Source organism: Streptomyces sp. NPDC002044 (genome assembly GCF_040296725.1).
GTDB lineage: Bacteria > Actinomycetota > Actinomycetes > Streptomycetales > Streptomycetaceae > Streptomyces > Streptomyces antarcticus.
The window spans coordinates 1-19,196 of sequence record NZ_JBEOXU010000006.1 but is presented as its reverse complement, the minus strand read 5'-3'; the positions used below and the strand labels follow the sequence as shown (position 1 = coordinate 19,196).

Here is a 19,196-nt window from a genome sequence, read left to right as displayed (position 1 = left end):
GGCTGAGATGGCCGGCGAAACATCTGGGGCAGCCCGTGCGTGAATATCTGCTGACGCTCTGCGTCACGGTCGCGGTGACCTACCTGCTGACCGGGCCCGTGCGGAAGTTCGCGATCGCGGCCGGGGCCATGCCGGAGATCCGTGCCCGCGACGTGCACCGGGAGCCCACACCGCGGCTGGGCGGCATCGCCATGTTCGGCGGACTGTGCGCGGGGCTGCTGGTCGCGGACCACCTGCGCAACCTCAACGGCGTCTTCGAGCTGTCGAACGAACCGCGGGCCCTGCTCTCCGGGGCGGCCCTGATCTGGCTGGTCGGCGTGCTCGACGACAAGTTCGAACTCGACGCCCTGATCAAGCTGGGCGCACAGATGATCTCCGCCGGCGTGATGGTGATCCAGGGTCTGACCATCCTGTGGATCCCGGTCCCGGGCATCGGCACGGTCTCCCTGACCCAGTGGCAGGGCAACCTGCTCACCGTGGCCCTCGTCGTGATCACCATCAACGCGGTGAACTTCGTGGACGGCCTCGACGGCCTCGCCGCCGGCATGGTGTGCATCGCGGCGGCGGCCTTCTTCCTCTACTCCTACCGCCTCTGGTTCGGCTACGGCATCGAGCAGGCCGCTCCCGCGACGCTCTTCGCCGCGATCCTGATGGGCATGTGCCTCGGCTTCCTGCCGCACAACATGCATCCGGCGCGCATCTTCATGGGCGACTCCGGATCGATGCTCATCGGCCTGGTGCTCGCCGCCTCCGCGATCTCCATCACCGGCCAGGTCGACCCCGACGCGATGGCCCTCTTCGCGGGCGGCGAGCGCAACGCCACCCGCGCGATGCTGCCGGTCTTCATCCCGCTGCTGCTGCCGCTGACGATCATCGCGATCCCGATGGCGGACCTGATCCTCGCCATCGTGCGGCGTACGTGGAAGGGCCAGTCCCCGTTCGCGGCCGACCGCGGACACCTGCACCACCGGCTGCTCGAACTCGGTCACTCCCACAGCCGCGCGGTCCTGATCATGTACTTCTGGTCGGGACTGATCGCCTTCGGCGCCGTCGCGTACTCGGTGCACTCCGGCTCGATGTGGATCGTGCTGGCCATCGCCGCGCTGAGCGCGCTCGGCCTGAGCCTGCTCCTGCTGCCGCGCTTCACGCCCCGGGCCCCGCGGTGGGCGGAGGGCCTGGTCCCGCCGCGCTACCGGCACGCGGGACGGCTGGCGGAGGCCGCGGCCGAAGCGGCCGCCTGGGACGCCACAGGCCGGGAGCCGGAACCCGTCAGGCCGATCGCGGCGGGCGTCTCCGGCGTCAACGGGGCGACCGCCGTGGGCCCCCGTTCGCGCTTCCCCGACCGGCGCAAGGCCGACTCCACTCGGTGAGGCTCAGGGGGCATGTCGGATATGAACCCCCTTTATCACGCAAGCCGCCCCGCTGTCCTGCACACACGCGCAGGGTCACTCTCATGTGTGACAGTGAGCACACCCTGCGGGTAAAGCTCTCATCAAATACTTTGTGATACCGTTCACTAAACCCGGCGACAGAGCCGAAGGACCGTAGTGCGACGGTCCATTGGCCCGAGGGCTTCTCTCGGACCGGGCTTACGCTCGTCCCGTACGAGTCCCTTGCCCCCCACCATCACGCGGAGCGAACCGCCATGCGGTCAGATGACGTCCGACTCCTCCTGCAAGCCGCCGTACCCACCGCTGCCGCCGGCGCTCTCGCCGCGGTGATCAGCGCGTTGGTCGTCGGTGGCAAGGGGGCGGTCGGGGCCGTTGTCGCGACGCTGGTAGTAATTCTGTTCATGGGCATCGGATTCGTCGTTCTGCAGCGCACGGCGAAATCGCTCCCGCACTTGTTCCAGGCCATGGGGCTCATGCTCTACGCGGCCCAGATCCTGCTGCTGTTCGTGTTTCTCGCCGCGTTCAAGAACACGACCCTGTTCCACCCCAAAGCCTTCGCGATCACGCTCGTCGCCACCACCCTCGTGTGGATCGGCGCACAGACGCGTGCTCACATGAAGGCCAAGATCCTTTACGTTGAACCGGACTCGACCAAGGGCGCCAAGCCCGAGAATCAGGGCCCGAAGTCGTGAAGGGTAGGGCCGGGATAAGTGGTCGTTCGAGATCCTGCTATCGTCCGGTGCCAACTGCGGCACTGCGGGCGCGGGCATCTGAGCTGACGCCTGTTCCATCGCGAGGCTCGATGCCTGACTGCCGCCCCACCATCCGAAACACCAGTCCAGTGCCGAACCGCGGCTGCTCGCCGCGCCGACACAACGAGGTTGCCGTACCTATGCGCCACGCTGAAGGAGCCCTGCGGTGAGTGCTGCTGACATGACGCTCGCCTTCGATATCAACTGTCATTTCGAAGACGGCACTGGCTGTGGCTTCCCGGCCCCGACCCTGTACTCGTTCCTGTTCAAGCCGATGTTCGGCGACGCGGACGGCCTGTACTTCAACAAGACGATGCTCCTGGCCCTGCTGGGCTCGGTCGTCATCGTCGCCTTCTTCTGGGCCGCGTTCCGGAAGCCGAAGGTCGTCCCGGGCAAGCTGCAGATGGTCGCCGAGGCGGGCTACGACTTCGTGCGCCGCGGCATCGTCTACGAGACGCTCGGCAAGAAGGAAGGCGAGAAGTACGTCCCCTTCATGGTCGCGACGTTCTTCTTCGTCTGGATCATGAACCTGTGGTCGATCGTGCCGCTCGCCCAGTTCCCGGTGACCGCGGTCATCGCGTACCCGGCGGGCCTGGCCCTGGTCGTCTACGTCATGTGGATGTCGGTGACCTTCAAGCGCCACGGTTTCGTGGGCGGCCTCAAGAACGTCACGGGTTACGACAAGTCCCTCGGCCCGATCCTGCCGATGGTCATGGTGATCGAGTTCTTCTCGAACGTCATCGTCCGCCCCTTCACCCACGCGGTCCGACTGTTCGCGAACATGTTCGCCGGTCACACCCTGCTGCTGCTGTTCACCATCGCCAGCTGGTACCTGCTGAACGGGATCGGCATCGCGTACGCCGGTGTCTCGTTCGTCATGGTCATCGTGATGACCGCGTTCGAGCTCTTCATCCAGGCTGTCCAGGCTTACGTCTTCGTGCTCCTGGCCTGCAGCTTCCTGCAGGGTGCGCTCGCCGAGCACCACTGAGCGAGTTCGCTCCGCAACCCCCCGAATCGTCCGGTGGCCAACCCCCACCGGTCCATGAAAGAGAAGGAAGAACTGGCATGTCCCAGACCCTTGCTGCCGTCGAAGGTTCCCTCAGCTCCGTCGGTTACGGTCTCGCGGCGATCGGCCCGGGCGTCGGCGTCGGCATCATCTTCGGTAACGGCACCCAGGCGCTTGCCCGTCAGCCTGAGGCTGCCGGTCTGATCCGCGCCAACCAGATCCTCGGCTTCGCCTTCTGTGAGGCGCTCGCCCTCATCGGCCTGGTCATGCCGTTCGTCTACTAAGACGAACCCCACGACTAGTCCGAATCGACGAAAGGCACTGATGTGAACCTCCTGGTTCTGGCGGCCGAGGAGCCTCAAAACCCCCTCATCCCGCCGATCCCCGAGCTCGTCATCGGTCTGATCGCCTTCGTCATCGTCTTCGGTTTCCTCGCGAAGAAGCTCCTCCCGAACATCAACAAGGTTCTGGACGAGCGCCGCGAGGCCATCGAGGGCGGTATCGAGAAGGCTGAGGCCGCTCAGACCGAGGCCCAGAGCGTGCTGGAGCAGTACAAGGCCCAGCTCGCCGAGGCCCGGCACGAGGCCGCGCGCCTGCGCCAGGATGCGCTGGAGCAGGGCACTGCGCTCAAGGAAGAACTGCGCGCAGAGGGCCAGCGGCAGCGTGAGGAGATCATCGCTGCCGGCCACACGCAGATCGAGGCCGACCGCAAGGCCGCCTCACACGCGCTGCGTCAGGACGTGGGCAAGCTCGCCACCGACCTGGCCGGCAAGCTCGTCGGCGAGTCCCTCGAGGACCACGCCCGGCAGAGCCGCACCATCGACCGTTTCCTCAGCGAGCTCGAGGAGAAGGCAGCGTCGAACGGGGCTGCCCGATGAACGGAGCGAGCCGCGAGGCACTGGCCTCCGCGCGCGAGCGTCTCGACGCGCTGACGGACAACACGTCCGTCGACGCGGCGAAGCTCGCCGGTGAGCTGGATGCCGTCACCACGCTGCTCGACCGTGAGGTCTCGCTGCGTCGGGTCATCACGGACCCGGCGCAGTCCGGCGAGGCCAAGGCCGAGCTGGCCGGGCGCCTGCTGAGCGGCCAGGTCGGCGGGGAGACCCTCGACCTGGTGTCCGGCATGGTCCGGTCCCGCTGGTCGCAGTCCCGCGACCTGGTGGACGCGCTGGAGGAGCTGGCGGCCACCGCCGAGCTCACCGCCGCCCAGCGGGCGGGCGCGCTCGACGACGTCGAGGACGAGGTCTTCCGCTTCGGCCGGATCGTCGCCTCGAGCACCGAGCTGCGCGCGGCGCTGACCGACCGTGCGGCCTCCGCCTCCGCCAAGAGCGAGCTGCTCCGCAGCCTGCTGGGCGGCAAGGCGAACGCCGGCACCGAGCGTCTCGTCACGCGACTTGTCACGCACCCGCGTGGACGTAGCCTGGAAGCGGGCCTCGAGTCCCTGTCCACGCTCGCCGCCGAGCGCCGCAACCGCATGGTCGCCACGGTGACCACCGCGGTTCCGCTCAGCGACGTGCAGAAGCAGCGTCTCGGCGCGGTCCTGGCCAAGCTGTACGGCCGCCAGATGCACCTGAACCTCGAAGTGGACCCCGAGGTCCTCGGCGGGATCGTGGTGCGGGTCGGCGACGAGGTCATCGACGGCACCATCGCGGACCGCCTCTCCGAGGCGACCCGCCGCATGGCCGGCTGACCATTCACCAATAGAACAACGCATTCCTAGCGGCCCGGTTGGGCCGTGCAGAACTTGCAGAAGATTCCTGGGGGTCGCCCCCAGACCCCTAAGAAGCTTCAGGCCCAACAAGGAGAGCAGGGAACCCAGATGGCGGAGCTCACGATCCGGCCGGAGGAGATCCGGGACGCACTGGAGAACTTTGTCCAGTCGTACCAGCCGGACGCGGCCTCGCGCGAGGAGGTCGGAACGGTCAGCGTTGCCGGCGACGGCATCGCGAAGGTGGAGGGTCTGCCCTCCGCCATGGCGAACGAACTGCTGAAGTTCGAGGACGGCACCCTCGGTCTCGCCCTCAACCTCGACGAGCGCGAGATCGGTGCGGTCGTCCTCGGCGAGTTCAGTGGTATCGAGGAGGGCCAGCCGGTGCAGCGCACCGGTGAGGTGCTCTCCGTAGGCGTCGGCGAGGGCTACCTCGGCCGCGTCGTCGACCCGCTCGGCAACCCGATCGACGGTCTCGGCGAGATCGCGACCGAAGGCCGTCGCGCCCTCGAACTGCAGGCCCCGGGCGTCATGATCCGCAAGTCGGTTCACGAGCCCATGCAGACCGGCTACAAGGCCATCGACGCCATGGTGCCCGTCGGCCGTGGCCAGCGTCAGCTGATCATCGGCGACCGTCAGACCGGCAAGACCGCTCTGGCCGTCGACACGATCATCAACCAGCGCGACAACTGGCGCTCCGGCGACGTGAACAAGCAGGTTCGCTGCATCTACGTCGCCATCGGCCAGAAGGGCTCGACCATCGCGTCGGTCCGCGGTGCCCTGGAAGACGCGGGCGCGCTGGAGTACACGACGATCGTCGCCGCCCCGGCGTCCGACCCGGCCGGCTTCAAGTACCTGGCGCCGTACACCGGTTCGGCCATCGGCCAGCACTGGATGTACGCCGGCAAGCACGTCCTGATCATCTTCGACGACCTGTCGAAGCAGGCCGACGCCTACCGCGCCGTGTCGCTGCTGCTGCGCCGTCCGCCGGGCCGCGAGGCCTACCCGGGCGACGTCTTCTACCTGCACTCCCGTCTGCTGGAGCGCTGCGCGAAGCTCTCCGACGACATGGGTGCCGGTTCGATGACCGGTCTGCCGATCGTCGAGACCAAGGCGAACGACGTGTCGGCGTTCATCCCGACCAACGTCATCTCCATCACCGACGGCCAGTGCTTCCTGGAGTCCGACCTGTTCAACGCGGGCCAGCGCCCGGCGCTGAACGTCGGCATCTCGGTCTCCCGCGTCGGTGGCTCCGCCCAGCACAAGGCGATGAAGCAGGTTTCCGGCCGTCTGCGCCTGGACCTCGCCCAGTACCGCGAGCTGGAGGCGTTCGCCGCCTTCGGTTCCGACCTGGACGCCGCTTCGAAGGCTTCGCTGGAGCGCGGCAAGCGTCTGGTCGAGCTGCTGAAGCAGGGCCAGTACCAGCCGATGCCCGTCGAGGAGCAGGTCGTCTCCGTCTGGGCCGGCACCACCGGCAAGATGGACGAGGTCCCGGTCAACGACATCCGTCGCTTCGAGTCGGAGCTGCTGGAGCACCTGCGCCGCGAGCGCAAGGACCTCCTCACCTCCATCGCCGACGGCGGCAAGATGTCGGACGACACCCTGACGTCGATCGCCGACGCCATCGCCGCCTTCAAGCAGCAGTTCGAGACCTCGGACGGCAAGCTTCTGGGCGAGGACGCGCCGGCCGTCAACGTCTCCAAGTGACGACGGAAGGGACCTGACTCATGGGAGCGCAGCTCCGGGTCTACAAGCGTCGCATCCGTGCCGTCACGGCGACCAAGAAGATCACCAAGGCGATGGAGATGATCGCCGCCTCGCGCATCGTCAAGGCGCAGCGCAAGGTGGCGGCATCGATGCCGTACGCGACCGAGCTCACCCGTGCGGTGACCGCGGTGGCGACCGGCTCGAACACCAAGCACGCCCTGACCACCGAGGTCGAGGCGCCGGTGCGTGCCGCGGTCCTGCTCATCACGAGCGACCGCGGTCTGGCCGGCGGCTACTCCTCCAATGCCATCAAGCAGGCGGAGCGGCTCACCGAGCGGCTGCGCGGCGAGGGCAAGGAGGTCGACACGTACATCGTCGGCCGTAAGGGTCTGGCCTACTTCGGCTTCCGCGAGCGCAAGGTCGCGGAGTCGTGGACCGGCTTCACCGACAGCCCGGCCTACTCCGACGCCAAGCGCGTCGCGGGTCCGCTGATCGAGGCCATCCAGACGGAGACGGCCGAGGGCGGCGTCGACGAGCTGCACATCATCTACACGGAATTCGTGTCGATGATGACGCAGAACGCGGTCGACGGCCGGATGCTGCCGCTCAGCCTCGACAAGGCTGTGGAGGAGAGCGGTACGAAGGGCGAGATCCTTCCGCTGTTCGACTTCGAGCCGTCGGCGGAGGACGTCCTCGACGCCCTTCTGCCGCGCTACGTCGAGAGCCGCATCTACAACGCACTGCTGCAGTCGGCCGCTTCCGAGCACGCCGCCCGCCGCCGCGCGATGAAGTCGGCGACCGACAACGCCGGAGACCTCATCAAGAGCCTCTCCCGGCTTGCCAACGCGGCCCGCCAGGCCGAAATCACCCAGGAAATCAGCGAGATCGTCGGTGGCGCGAGCGCCATGGCTGACGCGACCGCGGGGAGTGACAAGTAATGACGACCACTGTTGAGACGGCCGCCGCCACGGGCCGCGTCGCCCGGGTCATCGGCCCGGTCGTCGACGTGGAGTTCCCCGTCGACGCCATGCCCGAGATCTACAACGCGCTGAAGGTCCAGGTCGCCGACCCGGCCGAGGACGGCAAGCTGAAGACGCTGACCCTCGAAGTCGCCCAGCACCTGGGTGACGGCGTGGTCCGCACGATCTCCATGCAGCCCACCGACGGTCTGGTCCGCCAGGCCCCGGTGACCAACACGGGCGAGGGCATCACCGTCCCCGTCGGTGACTTCACCAAGGGCAAGGTGTTCAACACCCTCGGTGAGGTGCTGAACTACCCGGAGGAGAACGCCAACGTCACCGAGCGCTGGCCCATCCACCGCAAGGCGCCCCGCTTCGACGAGCTTGAGTCGAAGACCGAGATGTTCGAGACCGGCGTCAAGGTCATCGACCTTCTCACCCCGTACGTCAAGGGTGGAAAGATCGGTCTGTTCGGTGGTGCCGGTGTCGGCAAGACCGTTCTGATCCAGGAAATGATCTACCGCGTGGCCAACAACCACGACGGTGTGTCGGTCTTCGCGGGTGTCGGTGAGCGTACCCGTGAGGGCAACGACCTCATCGAGGAGATGGCCGAGTCCGGCGTCATCGACAAGACGGCCCTCGTCTTCGGCCAGATGGACGAGCCGCCGGGCACGCGTCTGCGCGTCGCCCTGGCCGGTCTGACCATGGCGGAGTACTTCCGCGATGTGCAGAAGCAGGACGTCCTGTTCTTCATCGACAACATCTTCCGGTACACCCAGGCGGGTTCCGAGGTGTCGACCCTGCTCGGCCGCATGCCCTCCGCGGTGGGTTACCAGCCGAACCTGGCCGACGAGATGGGTCTCCTCCAGGAGCGCATCACCTCGACCCGTGGTCACTCGATCACCTCGATGCAGGCGATCTACGTCCCCGCGGACGACCTGACCGACCCGGCGCCGGCGACCACCTTCGCCCACCTCGACGCGACGACGGTTCTCTCCCGTCCGATCTCCGAGAAGGGCATCTACCCGGCCGTGGACCCGCTGGACTCGACGTCCCGCATCCTCGACCCGCGGTACATCGCGGCGGACCACTACGCCACGGCGATGCGCGTCAAGGGGATCCTGCAGAAGTACAAGGACCTCCAGGACATCATCGCGATCCTCGGTATCGACGAGCTGGGCGAGGAGGACAAGCTCGTTGTCCACCGTGCCCGTCGCGTCGAGCGCTTCCTGTCGCAGAACACCCACGTCGCCAAGCAGTTCACCGGTGTCGACGGTTCGGACGTTCCGCTGGAGGAGTCGATCGTGGCGTTCAACGCGATCTGCGACGGCGACTACGACCACTTCCCCGAGCAGGCGTTCTTCCTGTGCGGTGGCATCGAGGACCTGAAGGCGAACGCCAAGGAGCTGGGCGTCTCCTGATCCGGCGCGCTCCGCGAAGAGCGCATCGGATCCCAAGGATCCACGGAGAGGGGCGGGTGTGTCCCGTCCCTCTCCCCACGCCCATTAGAATTCGACCCAACACCCGGCTTACCCGCCGGGTGGTGACCCGAGGAGCCACCTTGGCTGCTGAGCTGCACGTCGAGCTGGTCGCGGCGGACCGCAATGTCTGGTCCGGCGAGGCCACCCTTGTTGTCGCCCGCACCACGTCCGGCGACATCGGCGTCATGCCCGGTCACCAGCCGCTTCTCGGTGTGCTGGAATCGGGCCCTGTGACCATCCGCACCAGTGACGGCGCCACTGTCGTCGCCGCGGTGCACGGCGGTTTCATCTCGTTCGCGGACAACAAGCTGTCCCTGCTGGCCGAGATCGCCGAGCTCGCTGACGAGATCGACGTCCAGCGTGCGGAGCGGGCACTGGAGCGCGCGAAGTCGGAGGCCGACGCGGCCGCCGAGCGTCGCGCGGATGTCCGACTGCGCGCCGTAACGGGCTGAACGCCCGTCGGAGTTTGAAAGGCTGAGCCCCGGAGGGCGACTTCCGGGGCTCGGCAGACCTCAGCCGCGGTCCGTTCTGGAGCTTTCCAGACCGGGTCGCGGCTGAGGCGATGCAGGTCGTTTTTTCGCACGCGGTATTTCGATGAGCGAGGAGGTCGGTGAAGATGCTCCTCGCTCTGCTTGTGAGCGGCCTGGTCGTAGCCCTGGTGGTGATCGGGCTGTTTGTGTTCGGACTGCGCCGCAGACTCATCCAGCGGTCCGGCGGAACCTTCGACTGCAGCATGCGCTGGGGCGTGTCCGAGGAACCGGACGTCTCCGGCAAGGGCTGGGTGTACGGGGTCGCCCGCTACAGCGGCGACCGGATCGAGTGGTTCCGGGTGTTCAGCTACTCGCCGCGGCCGCGCCGGCTGCTGGAGCGCTCGTCCATCGAGGTGCTCGCCCGCCGCGCCCCCGAGGGCGAGGAGGAGCTGGCCCTGCTCTCCGACGCCGTCGTACTCGGCGCCCTCCACCGGGGGACGCGCCTGGAGCTGGCGATGAGCGACGACGCGCTGACCGGGTTCCTGGCCTGGCTGGAGGCGGCGCCGCCCGGGCAACGGGTGAATGTGGCCTGAATTCCGCTCCCGTTGTACGGGGGTCCCCCCGGACGGAGTCCGGGGGCGGGTGAACGTGGCCTGAGCGGGTCCGCGCACGACGTGGAGAAGCCGGGGAGAAGGGGGCGGACCCTTCTCCCCGGCTTCGTCTGTCACCGGTCGCGCTCAGTGCTGGTTACTGGAGACCGGTGTGGATCGCGTTGGCGAGCTCACCGTTGGTGGTGTCGCCGCTGAACTCCCAGAAGAAGGCTCCCCTCAGGCCCTGCTGCTTGGTCCAGCTCATCTTCGAGGCGACCGTGGCGGGGGTGTCGTAGCTCCACCAGTTGTTGCCGCACTTGGCGTAGGCCGTGCCGGCGATGGTGCCGGTGCTCGGGCAGGTGACCTTGAGGACCTTGTAGTCCTCGTTACCGGGCTCGTAGGTGCCCGGGGCCGGTCCGGTGGCGGTGCCGCCGGGCGTGGCCTGGGTGACGCCGGTCCAGCCGCGTCCGTAGAAGCCGATGCCGAGGTTGAGCTTCGAGCCCGGGATGCCCTTGCCCTTGAGCTTGGTGATCGCGGCCTCGGAGTTGAAGCCGTCCTGCGGGATGCCCGGGTAGGCGGTGAGGGGGGAGTGCGGGGCCGTCGGGCCCTGCGCCGCCCACGAGCCGAAGAAGTCGTACGTCATGACGTTGTAGAAGTCGACGTACTGGGCCGCGCCGCCGTAGTCGGCCGCGTCCAGCTTGCCGCCGTTGGAGCCGTCGGCGGAGATGGCGGCGGTGAGCAGGTTGTTCGCGCCGAACTTGGTGCGCATGGCCTGCATCATGGTCTTCAGGGAGGCGGCGCCGCTGGTGTCGCAGGTCAGGCCGCAGGCGTTCGGGTACTCCCAGTCGAGGTCGATGCCGTCGAAGACGTCGGCCCAGCGCGGGTCCTCCACCAGGTCGTAGCAGGACTGGGCGAAGGCGGCCGGGTTGGCGACGGCCTGGCCGAAGCCGCCGGACCAGGTCCAGCCGCCGAAGGACCACAGGATCTTGATGTGCGGGTACTGGGCCTTCAGCTTGCGCAGCTGGTTGAAGTTGCCGCGCAGCGGCTGGTCCCAGGTGTCGGCCTTGCCGTCGACGCTCTGGTCGGCGGTGTACGCCTTGTCGTAGTCCGCGTAGGCGTCACCGATGGTGCACTTGCCGCCCTGGACGTTGCCGAAGGCGTAGTTGATGTGGGTGATCTTCGCGGCGGAACCCGAGGTGACCAGGTTCTTCACGTGGTAGTTGCGCCCGTAGACGCCCCAGTTGGTGAAGTAGCCGAGCTTGACCTTGGTGCCGGCGCCCGGGTCGGTGCCACCGCCGCCGGGCGTGGTGACGGAGAGCGCGCCGGAGGAGGGGCCGGTCTGGTCGACGGTGTCGCGGGCGATCACCGTGTAGGCGTACGACGTGCCCTTGGTCAGGCCGGTGTCCGCGTAGCTGGTGCCGGTCACGGTGGCGACCTTGGTGCCGCCGCGGTAGACGTCGTAGTTCTTGACGCCCTTGTCGTCGGTGGCGGCCGTCCAGCTCAGGGTCAGCGAGGTCTCGGTGACGTTCGCGGCGGTGGGGGTGCCGGGAGCGGAGGGCGGGTTGTCGCCGGGCTGGGTGGTGCCGTCACAGGGGCCGCCGTTGATCTTGCAGCCGCTGGGGGCGCCCGTGCCGGAGCCGTTGAAGCCGAAGCTGATGCTGGCGCCGGGGGAGAGGGTGCCGTTCCAGCCGAGGTTCTTGCCCGTCCAGTGGGTGCCCGAGCTGGTGACGGTGGCGTCCCAGGCCGAGGTGACCGAGGTGCCGGCCGGGTAGTCCCACTCCACGGCCCAGCTGGTGAGGGTGGTGGTGCCGGTGTTCTTCACCGTCCACTTGCCCTCGAAGCCGGAGCCCCAGTCGGAGACCTTGGTGTACGTCGCGGTCGCGGCGGCGGCGGCCTGCGCCGGGCCGGCCAGCGCGACGAGCCCGCTGATCGGTACGGCGAGGGCGGCCACGACCGCAGCGACCCGGGTGAAGAACCGGGTGCGCCGGCTGCGGGGTGGGGATGCTGTGCTCAAGGGTGTTCCTCCGTAGGTCCGTCGGAGCCGTGGGGCCGGCTCCGACATGGGGGTGGGACCTGCGCCGCCCGTGAGCACGCTTTGTCATGCACGCTCACCACAGTGTTCCGGCGAGCGTAGAAAGGTCTGGACCAACCGTCAAGAGGTCCAGACCGGTGCTCCTAGATACCCAACTCCCCCGCGAGCACGGCGGCTTGGACCCTGCTGCGCAGATCCAGCTTCCCCAGCAGCCTGCTGACGTGCGTCTTCACCGTGGCCTCGGCCATCTCCAGCCGCACCGCGATCTCCGCGTTCGAGAGCCCCTCGCCCAGGCACCCCAGCACCTCCCGCTCCCGGCGCGTCAGCGAGGCCACCGCCGCCGCGGTCTCCGGCGGGGCCTGCGGCCGGCGCACCCGCGGGCACGCGAACTCGGCGATCAGCCGCCTGGTCACCGCCGGGGCGATCAGTCCCTCCCCGCGCGCGACCGTCCGTACCGCCTCGATCAGCTCGGCCGCGTCCGCGTTCTTCAGCAGGAAGCCGGCCGCCCCGGCCCGCAGCGCCCCGAAGACGTACTCGTCGAGGTCGAAGGTGGTCAGTACGAGGACGTCCGCCAGCCCCTCCGCGACCACCTGGCGCGTGGCCGACACCCCGTCGAGCCGGGGCATCTGGACGTCCATGAGGACCAGATCCGGCCGTAGTTCCCGGGCGAGGCGCACCGCCTCCTCCCCGTCGGCGGCCTCGCCCGCCACCTCGATGTCGCCCGCGCTGCGCAGGATCAGCACCAACCCGGCCCGTACCGCGCTCTGGTCCTCCGCCACCACCACCCGGATGGTCATGCCTCCACCGCCCTCTCCTCGGCGGGCAGGAACGCCCGCACCCGCCACACCGGGCCGGACCGGCCCGCCGTGAAGCGTCCGCCCAGCAGCTCCGCCCGTTCCCGCATGCCGATCAGCCCGGCCCCGGACCCGGGGGCGCGCGGGCCGGGCCGTTCCCCGTACGGGGAGTCCACGGCCACGCTCAGCTGCGCGCCCACGCGGGCCACCCGGACCGAGACCGTGCCCGGCGCCGCGTGCTTGAGCGCGTTCGTCAGCGACTCCTGCAGGATGCGGTAGGCCGCCAGCTCCACGGGAGCCGGCACGGCGCTCCCCTCCGGCCGGTCGTCGTGGAGGACGAAATCCAGCCCGCTTCCCGAACCGTTGGTGCGGGCCTGCCCGAGCAGGGCGTCCAGGGCCTCCAGCGAAGGGGTGGCGGCCGGCTCCTGCCCGGCCCCGGCGTCCCGCAGTAGTCCGATCAGACGGCGCATTTCGGCCAGTCCCTGGACGCTGTTCTCCCGGATCACACCGAGTGCCTCGCGGCTGGTGCCGGGCCGGTCGATGGAGAGCGCCGCGGTGGAGTGGATGGCGATGGCGGAGAGGTGGTTGGCCACCATGTCGTGCAGCTCCCGCGCCATCCGGGCACGCTCGGCCATCACCGCCTGGGTACGGTCCATCTCGGCCAGCAGCGCCGTCTGCTCGGCGCGCAGCCGGGCGGCCACGGCGGCCTCCCGCTGGTTGCGCAGGGTGGCCCCCGTCAGGGCCGGGGCGAAGCTGACGAGGCCGGTGACCACGCCGATCAGCAGGGCCTGTGGCGTACGCAGCCAGGCCACCGAGACGATGGTGACGGCCACGGTGATCAGGCCGGTGGAGACCGGGAGCCGCCGGGCCATGGCGGGCGATCCGTAGACCACGGCCGCGTACATCAGGTCGGTGAAGATCAGGACGGTGGCGAGGCTGCCCACCGTGAACTGGTCGGCGACGAGGCCGACGGTGCCGACGTTCAGCGCCACCCTGGGCGCGGAACGGCGCAGCAGCTCCATCGCTCCCAGGACCAGCAGCGGGACCAGGGCCGCCCAGCCGGGGAGGAAGTCCCGGCTGTCGGCCTGGTGCACGCCGAGCGACCAGAGCACGAGGCCCGCGACGACGCTGACCAGGGCGAGGAGCACGTCGTGGCGGTGGGGGCGGAGGCTTCTCGGGGTCACGCTCCCATCCAACACGGTGGGAGGGCCGCCGGCCTCGGCGCCGGGGCGGACGCCGGGTACATCGAAGGGTGCAGTGGTCTTTCGTCACCGCAGACGACGAACCGGGCCCGATCGGGCGGGACTCTGGGAGAGAACCCCCGAGAACCGAACCGAACGGAACGGAGAGACCCGTGATCGTCACCGTGATCATCGCCTGTGAAGTCGGCTTCTGGGTAGTGCTGGTGGCCGGGCTGTCCCTGCGCTACCTGGCGGGGCTGCCGCGGCTCGGGGCGGCCGTCCTGCTGTGCGAACCGGTGCTGGAACTCGTCCTGCTGGCCGTCACCGCCATCGACCTCAGGAACGGCGCCGTACCCGACTGGAAGCACGGCCTCGCGGCGCTGTACCTCGGCTACACCGTCGCCTACGGCCACTACACGGTGAAGTGGCTCGACGGACACGCCGCCCACCGGCTCGCGGGCGGCCCCGAGCCGGCCGGCGCCGGGTACGGGAAGGCGCGGGCCGTCCACGAGTGGAAGCTGTGGATCCGCACCGTCGTCGCCGTCGCCGTCGCGCTCGGCCTGCTCCAGGCCGCGATCTGGTACGTCGGCGACGCGGGCGATGTCAGCTCGCTGGAGGCGACGCAGTACGCCGCCCTGCGGGTGGCCGGGATCCACGCCCTGATCGCCGTCGCGTACACGGTCTGGCCGAAGAAGGCCCCGGCCGGGGCCGGCGAGCGCTACGGCCGGGTCGACGCCGAACGCTAGCGCCGCGGCCGGGAAGGCTTGCCGTGCCGGGCCCGGGTCTCCCGGCGGGTCAGCGTTCGCCGCCCGGCACCCACAGCACGTCCCCGATCTCCTTGTTGGCCACCCGGGCCAGGATGAACAGGAGGTCGGAGAGGCGGTTGAGGTAGGTGGCGGTCAGTGGGTTCATCACCTCGCCGTGCACCTCCAGCGCCGACCACGTCGAGCGCTCGGCCCGCCGGACGACCGTGCACGCCTGGTGCAGCAGGGCGGCGCCGGGGGTGCCGCCGGGCAGGATGAAGCTGCGCAGCTTCTCCACCTGCTCCAGGAAGAGGTCGCAGTCCGCCTCCAGCTTGTCGATGTAGAACTGCTCCACGCGCAGCGGCGGGTACTCCGGGTTCTCCACCACCGGGGTGCACAGGTCGGCGCCGACGTCGAAGAGGTCGTTCTGCACCCGGACCAGGACCTTCACGACCTCCTCGGGCAGCGCGCCCAGCGCGATCGCCGTCCCCAGGGCCGCGTTGGCCTCGTTGGCGTCGGCGTACGCGGAGATCCGCAGGTCGGTCTTGGCCGTACGGCTCATGTCGCCGAGGGCGGTCGTGCCCTTGTCGCCGGTACGGGTGTAGATGCGCGTGAGGTTCACCATGCCGCCAGCGTAGTGACGCCCCGCCGGAATCCGCACGCGGTGTCCCGCCGGCGGCCGGGCGCCGGTACCCCGAGCGGGGTGCGGAGCGAACTGGGGGGCTGCGCGGGGACGCTGGGCCGTACCGGTGTGATGTCCGTCAGCTGAGACGTGACGCGTGTTACTTCGCGGTCACACCGCACCGCCCAAACGCTAGTCTCCGCCGGAGAGGGCTACGTGACTGGGCCGTTTTGAGAACGAGGGGTGTGCAGTGGCTGGGAAGCTCGCCGTCATCGGTGCCGGACTGATGGGTTCCGGGATCGCTCAGGTCTCCGCTCAGGCGGGTTGGGACGTCGTACTGCGCGACGTCACCGAGGCCGCGCTGACCCGCGGTACCGACGGGATCAAGTCCTCGTACGACAAGTTCGTCTCCAAGGGCAAGCTGTCGGCCGAGGACGCGGAGGCCGCGCTCGCGCGCATCACCACCACCACCGACCTCGAAGCGGTCGCCGACGTGGACATCGTCGTCGAGGCCGCCTTCGAGAAGATCGAGATCAAGCACGAGATCTTCCGCGCGCTCGACAAGATCGTGCGCGAGGACACCATCCTCGCCTCCAACACCTCCGCCATCCCGATCACCAAGATCGCGGCGGTGACGGAGCGTCCGGAGCGCGTCGTCGGCGCCCACTTCTTCTCGCCCGTCCCGCTGATGCAGCTGTGCGAGCTCGTGCGCGGCTACAAGACGAGCGACGAAACCCTCGCCACCACACGGGCGTTCGCCGAGTCCGTCGGCAAGACCTGCATCGTCGTCAACCGCGACGTCGCCGGCTTCGTGACGACCCGTCTGATCTCCGCCCTGGTCGTCGAGGCCGCGAAACTGTACGAATCGGGCGTGGCGTCGGCCGAGGACATCGACATCGCCTGCAAGCTGGGCTTCGGCCACGCGATGGGCCCGCTGGCCACCGCCGACCTCACGGGCGTCGACATCCTGCTCCACGCCACGAGCAACATCTACACCGAGTCGCAGGACGAGAAGTTCGCGCCGCCGGAGCTGATGCGCCGGATGGTGGACGCCGGGGACATCGGCCGCAAGAGCGGTCAGGGCTTCTACAAGCACTGACCCGGCCGGGCCACTGAGCACCACCGTTCGAATGCCTTCACCCCACGGAGTGAATTAGGTATCGGTTCGCTCACGGTCGGCAACTTACCTGCCCGCGAGGCAGTCAGTTGCAGTGAGAGTTGCCGACCACGGACCAGTCGGACCATACGTACGCAGTACTGCCGGGAGTACACATGCACATCAGGGGCGACCACGCCGAACTCGCTGTCGGGGGCCGCCTCGACGTGCGGAGCGCGGCGGACGCCCGTACGGTCCTCCACTCCGCCCTCGACGACGGCCACGGCGACCTCGTGCTCGACCTCACCGGACTCGACTCCTGGGACGCCACCGGCCTCGGCGTGATCATGGGCGCCCACCGGAGGGCCGGCCGGACCGGACGCCGCCTCGTCCTGCGCGGGGTGCCGCCGCAGATGCAGCGGCTCCTCGTCGCCACCCGCCTCCACCGCATCCTCGCGATCGAGGGCGGCCTCGAAGCGGAGTCCCTGCCCCGGGTGTGATCCACCCGGCCGCCGTCGGGCCGCCGCCCGGCCGTCGATTTCCCGCGGAAACGTAACGGTCCGGTGGTGATGGCACCCCGGCGGTTCCGGCGCGACCGGCCACGGTCTAGGGTTCGGGCGGAAACCGGACCAGTGGCGACAGCGGCGTGTGCGACGGCCGGGCGGTACGACGGCGAGGCGCACGGCCCGCGATCGGGGGACTTGGTCATGGACCGTACACAGGGGCAGACGGCCGATCCGGCGGAGCAGCCGGGGAGCACCCCGGCCGCGCCCGCGCGGATCGTCACCCTCACCGCGGGGGACTTCTCCCTCACCGTCAATCCCGTCGACGGCAGCGAGATAGAACCGCACCGCCCCGGCGCCGACACCGGCCGCAGGCCCGCCAAGCGCGCAGCGGCGGCCCGCCGCGCCCGGGACGCGGGCGCACGGCCCCCCGCGCTGCCCGGCCAGCCCGTCCCCGGCCGGCTGCTCCCGGCCCGCGAGGAGGAGCGCGAGCGCCTCGTACGGCTGCTGGGCCGGGGCCGGTCCGTACGGCTGACCGGCCCCGCCGGATCCGGCCGCACCACCCTGCTCGACGCGGTCGCCACCGCGTGCGCGGACCTCGCGCCGGACGGCGTCGTACGGCTCAGCGGATACGGGCACCAGCAGCCCGCCGAACTGCTGCACGCGCTGTACGCGGCCGTGTACGAGGCCCCCGAGGACCGGCCCGACCGCATCGAGCTCCTCTCCCGGGTGCGGGACATAGGCGCCGTCGTCCTCCTCGACGACCTGGAGATGGGCGGCAGCGCCCTCGACGAACTGCTGCGCGCCACCCCCGAGTGCGCCTACCTGCTCGCCACCACCCCGGCCGCCCGGGCCCCCTCCGACGACTCGCACCTGGAAGAGGTCTTCCTCGCCGGCCTCGGCAAGACCGAATGCCTGGACCTGCTGGAGGCGCGCGTCGGCCGCCCGCTGACGGACGAGGAGACCGCCTGGGCGGCGGACCTGCGGTTCGCCTCCGAGGGTCTGCCGCTGCGCTTCGTCCAGGCCGCCGCGCTGCTGCGGCAGCGCGACGAGCTCAACCGCACCGACGAGGACGACGACGAGGAGGAGCCCGGCGTCTTCGAGGGACGCCCGCGCGACACCGTCGAGGTGCCCCTGCCCACGCTCGCCGAGGGCGCGGCCCCCGCCGAGCTGCTGGCCTCGCGGGTCAGCGAGTCCGCGCGCGCCGCCCTGCGGATCGCGTGCGCGCTGGGCGGGGAGCTGCCGCACCACGCGCACCTGCCGGCGCTGGTGGGGGACACCCACGCGGACACGGCCGTCGCGGAACTGCTGGCCTGCGGGCTGCTGACGCCCGTCGGGACGCGCTACCGGCTGGCCGCGGGGGTCGCGCGGCAGCTGGAGGACGTCGGGTACGGCGACACCGCCGCGGAGGAGGCCCGTACGGCCGCCCGGCACTACGCCTGGTGGACCGGGCACGCCTCGGTGACCCCCGAGCGCGTCGGGGACGAGGCGGAGGCGGTGCTCGCCGCACTGGCCGGCGCGGACGTCGTGGCGGCGGTGCTGCTGGCGCGCACGGCGGCCCCCGCGTTCGCGGCCTCGCTGCACTGGGAGGCGTGGGAGCGGGTGCTGCGCTCGGGCGCCGAGGCCGCGCGGAAGGCGGGGGAGGTCGCGGAACAGGCTTACTTCCATCACGAGCTGGGTGTGCTCGCACTGTGCGAGGGGCGCCTCGACCGGGCGCGGGCCGAGCTGGAGACCTCGATCGGGCTGCGGGGCGCGCTCGCGGACAAGCGGGGCACGGTCGCGGGACGACGGGCGCTGGCGCTGGTCGTGGACCGGGAGTCGGCGGAGGTGGCCGCCTCGCCGCCGCTGCGGCTGGAGGCACCGGCGGCCCTGCCGCCGGGCGCGGGTGCGGGCGCCGTGGCGGTCACGGCGGCCCTCCCGGCGGCGCTCCCGCCGGGCCCGGGAACGGGCGGCATGGCGGCTCCGGCGGCAGGCGCAGGCGCAGGTGTGGGTGCAGGTGTGGGTACGGGCGCGGGTACGGGTACGGGTACGGCCTCCGGTCCCGCGGCGGGTGCGGGCGGCGTGCCCGCTGAACGAACGGCGTGGCCGTCAGGAGGGAGACGACGATGGCGCCCAGGGTGATGGCCCACGTGCCGCCCGCCAGGGTCCGCTCCGCCGACTT

Annotated in this window: 19 protein-coding genes; 15 read left to right on the top strand and 4 right to left on the bottom strand. The window is 70.0% G+C overall.

The features are described from left to right. Positions 1-23: 23 nt before the first annotated feature. The 11 genes from ABT106_RS02890 to ABT106_RS02840 all read left to right on the top strand — a co-directional run bounded on the left by ABT106_RS02890 (position 24) and on the right by ABT106_RS02840 (position 10,067). Complete coding sequence (locus tag ABT106_RS02890; RefSeq protein ID WP_351271501.1) at positions 24-1,370, top strand: MraY family glycosyltransferase; 1,347 nt, start codon at positions 24-26, stop codon at positions 1,368-1,370. 275 nt (positions 1,371-1,645) lie between these two features. Beyond that, positions 1,646-2,083 (top strand): Cg1360 family ATP-synthase-associated protein, encoded by a 438-nt coding sequence (locus ABT106_RS02885; RefSeq protein ID WP_351271308.1) that lies wholly within the window; start codon positions 1,646-1,648, stop codon positions 2,081-2,083. Between the two features lie 241 nt (positions 2,084-2,324). After that, positions 2,325-3,131: a F0F1 ATP synthase subunit A gene (gene atpB, locus ABT106_RS02880; protein WP_351271498.1), complete on the top strand. Its 807-nt coding sequence runs from the start codon at positions 2,325-2,327 to the stop codon at positions 3,129-3,131. A 77-nt stretch (positions 3,132-3,208) separates the two neighbouring features. Further along, positions 3,209-3,433, top strand: coding sequence for an ATP synthase F0 subunit C (gene atpE / locus ABT106_RS02875; RefSeq protein WP_030545783.1), 225 nt, complete (start codon positions 3,209-3,211; stop codon positions 3,431-3,433). Positions 3,434-3,475: 42 nt separating this feature from the next. Beyond that, the gene (locus ABT106_RS02870) at positions 3,476-4,027 is read left to right on the top strand and encodes a F0F1 ATP synthase subunit B (protein WP_351271304.1); all 552 of its coding nucleotides are present in this window, start codon (positions 3,476-3,478) and stop codon (positions 4,025-4,027) included. After that, positions 4,024-4,839: a F0F1 ATP synthase subunit delta gene (locus ABT106_RS02865; RefSeq protein ID WP_351271301.1), complete on the top strand. Its 816-nt coding sequence runs from the start codon at positions 4,024-4,026 to the stop codon at positions 4,837-4,839. The genes ABT106_RS02870 and ABT106_RS02865 overlap by 4 nt, the downstream gene beginning before the upstream one ends. A 129-nt stretch (positions 4,840-4,968) precedes the next feature. Further along, positions 4,969-6,564 (top strand): F0F1 ATP synthase subunit alpha, encoded by a 1,596-nt coding sequence (atpA, locus tag ABT106_RS02860; protein WP_351271298.1) that lies wholly within the window; start codon positions 4,969-4,971, stop codon positions 6,562-6,564. Positions 6,565-6,584: 20 nt separating this feature from the next. After that, positions 6,585-7,502, top strand: coding sequence for a F0F1 ATP synthase subunit gamma (locus ABT106_RS02855; RefSeq protein ID WP_351271295.1), 918 nt, complete (start codon positions 6,585-6,587; stop codon positions 7,500-7,502). After that, entirely contained in the window at positions 7,502-8,944 is a 1,443-nt protein-coding gene (gene atpD, locus ABT106_RS02850) for a F0F1 ATP synthase subunit beta (protein ID WP_267717818.1), read from the top strand. The genes ABT106_RS02855 and atpD overlap by 1 nt, the downstream gene beginning before the upstream one ends. A gap of 140 nt (positions 8,945-9,084) precedes the next feature. Continuing rightward, on the top strand, positions 9,085-9,456 hold the full coding sequence (locus ABT106_RS02845; protein ID WP_351271292.1) for a F0F1 ATP synthase subunit epsilon: 372 nt from the start codon (positions 9,085-9,087) through the stop codon (positions 9,454-9,456). 164 nt (positions 9,457-9,620) lie between these two features. After that, positions 9,621-10,067, top strand: a complete 447-nt coding sequence (locus ABT106_RS02840; protein WP_267717815.1) for a DUF2550 domain-containing protein — start codon at positions 9,621-9,623, stop codon at positions 10,065-10,067. Between the two features lie 154 nt (positions 10,068-10,221). Here the strand turns inward: ABT106_RS02840 and ABT106_RS02835 are convergent, their stop codons facing one another. The 3 genes from ABT106_RS02835 to ABT106_RS02825 all read right to left on the bottom strand — a co-directional run bounded on the left by ABT106_RS02835 (position 10,222) and on the right by ABT106_RS02825 (position 14,074). After that, positions 10,222-12,126 (bottom strand): glycosyl hydrolase family 18 protein, encoded by a 1,905-nt coding sequence (locus ABT106_RS02835; protein WP_502979178.1) that lies wholly within the window; start codon positions 12,124-12,126, stop codon positions 10,222-10,224. 113 nt (positions 12,127-12,239) lie between these two features. Beyond that, positions 12,240-12,893, bottom strand: a complete 654-nt coding sequence (locus ABT106_RS02830) for a response regulator (protein WP_351271285.1) — start codon at positions 12,891-12,893, stop codon at positions 12,240-12,242. Next, positions 12,890-14,074 carry a sensor histidine kinase gene (locus ABT106_RS02825; RefSeq protein WP_351271282.1) on the bottom strand — a complete coding sequence of 395 codons (1,185 nt, stop codon included), beginning with the start codon at positions 14,072-14,074 and terminating at the stop codon, positions 12,890-12,892. The genes ABT106_RS02830 and ABT106_RS02825 overlap by 4 nt, the downstream gene beginning before the upstream one ends. Before the next feature lie 170 nt (positions 14,075-14,244). Between ABT106_RS02825 and ABT106_RS02820 the strand changes: the two genes are divergently transcribed. Then, positions 14,245-14,817 (top strand): hypothetical protein, encoded by a 573-nt coding sequence (locus tag ABT106_RS02820; protein WP_351271279.1) that lies wholly within the window; start codon positions 14,245-14,247, stop codon positions 14,815-14,817. A 49-nt stretch (positions 14,818-14,866) separates the two neighbouring features. Here the strand turns inward: ABT106_RS02820 and ABT106_RS02815 are convergent, their stop codons facing one another. Further along, complete coding sequence (locus ABT106_RS02815; protein WP_351271276.1) at positions 14,867-15,439, bottom strand: cob(I)yrinic acid a,c-diamide adenosyltransferase; 573 nt, start codon at positions 15,437-15,439, stop codon at positions 14,867-14,869. A gap of 247 nt (positions 15,440-15,686) precedes the next feature. On the opposite strand from ABT106_RS02815, the gene ABT106_RS02810 reads away from it, so the two are divergent. From ABT106_RS02810 to ABT106_RS02800, 3 genes are all read left to right on the top strand, one after another. Then, positions 15,687-16,535 (top strand): 3-hydroxyacyl-CoA dehydrogenase family protein, encoded by an 849-nt coding sequence (locus ABT106_RS02810; protein WP_351271273.1) that lies wholly within the window; start codon positions 15,687-15,689, stop codon positions 16,533-16,535. Between the two features lie 173 nt (positions 16,536-16,708). Then, positions 16,709-17,032: an STAS domain-containing protein gene (locus ABT106_RS02805; RefSeq protein WP_267717808.1), complete on the top strand. Its 324-nt coding sequence runs from the start codon at positions 16,709-16,711 to the stop codon at positions 17,030-17,032. A 207-nt stretch (positions 17,033-17,239) separates the two neighbouring features. Beyond that, the gene (locus ABT106_RS02800; RefSeq protein ID WP_351271269.1) at positions 17,240-19,156 is read left to right on the top strand and encodes an ATP-binding protein; all 1,917 of its coding nucleotides are present in this window, start codon (positions 17,240-17,242) and stop codon (positions 19,154-19,156) included. Positions 19,157-19,196 lie beyond the last annotated feature (40 nt).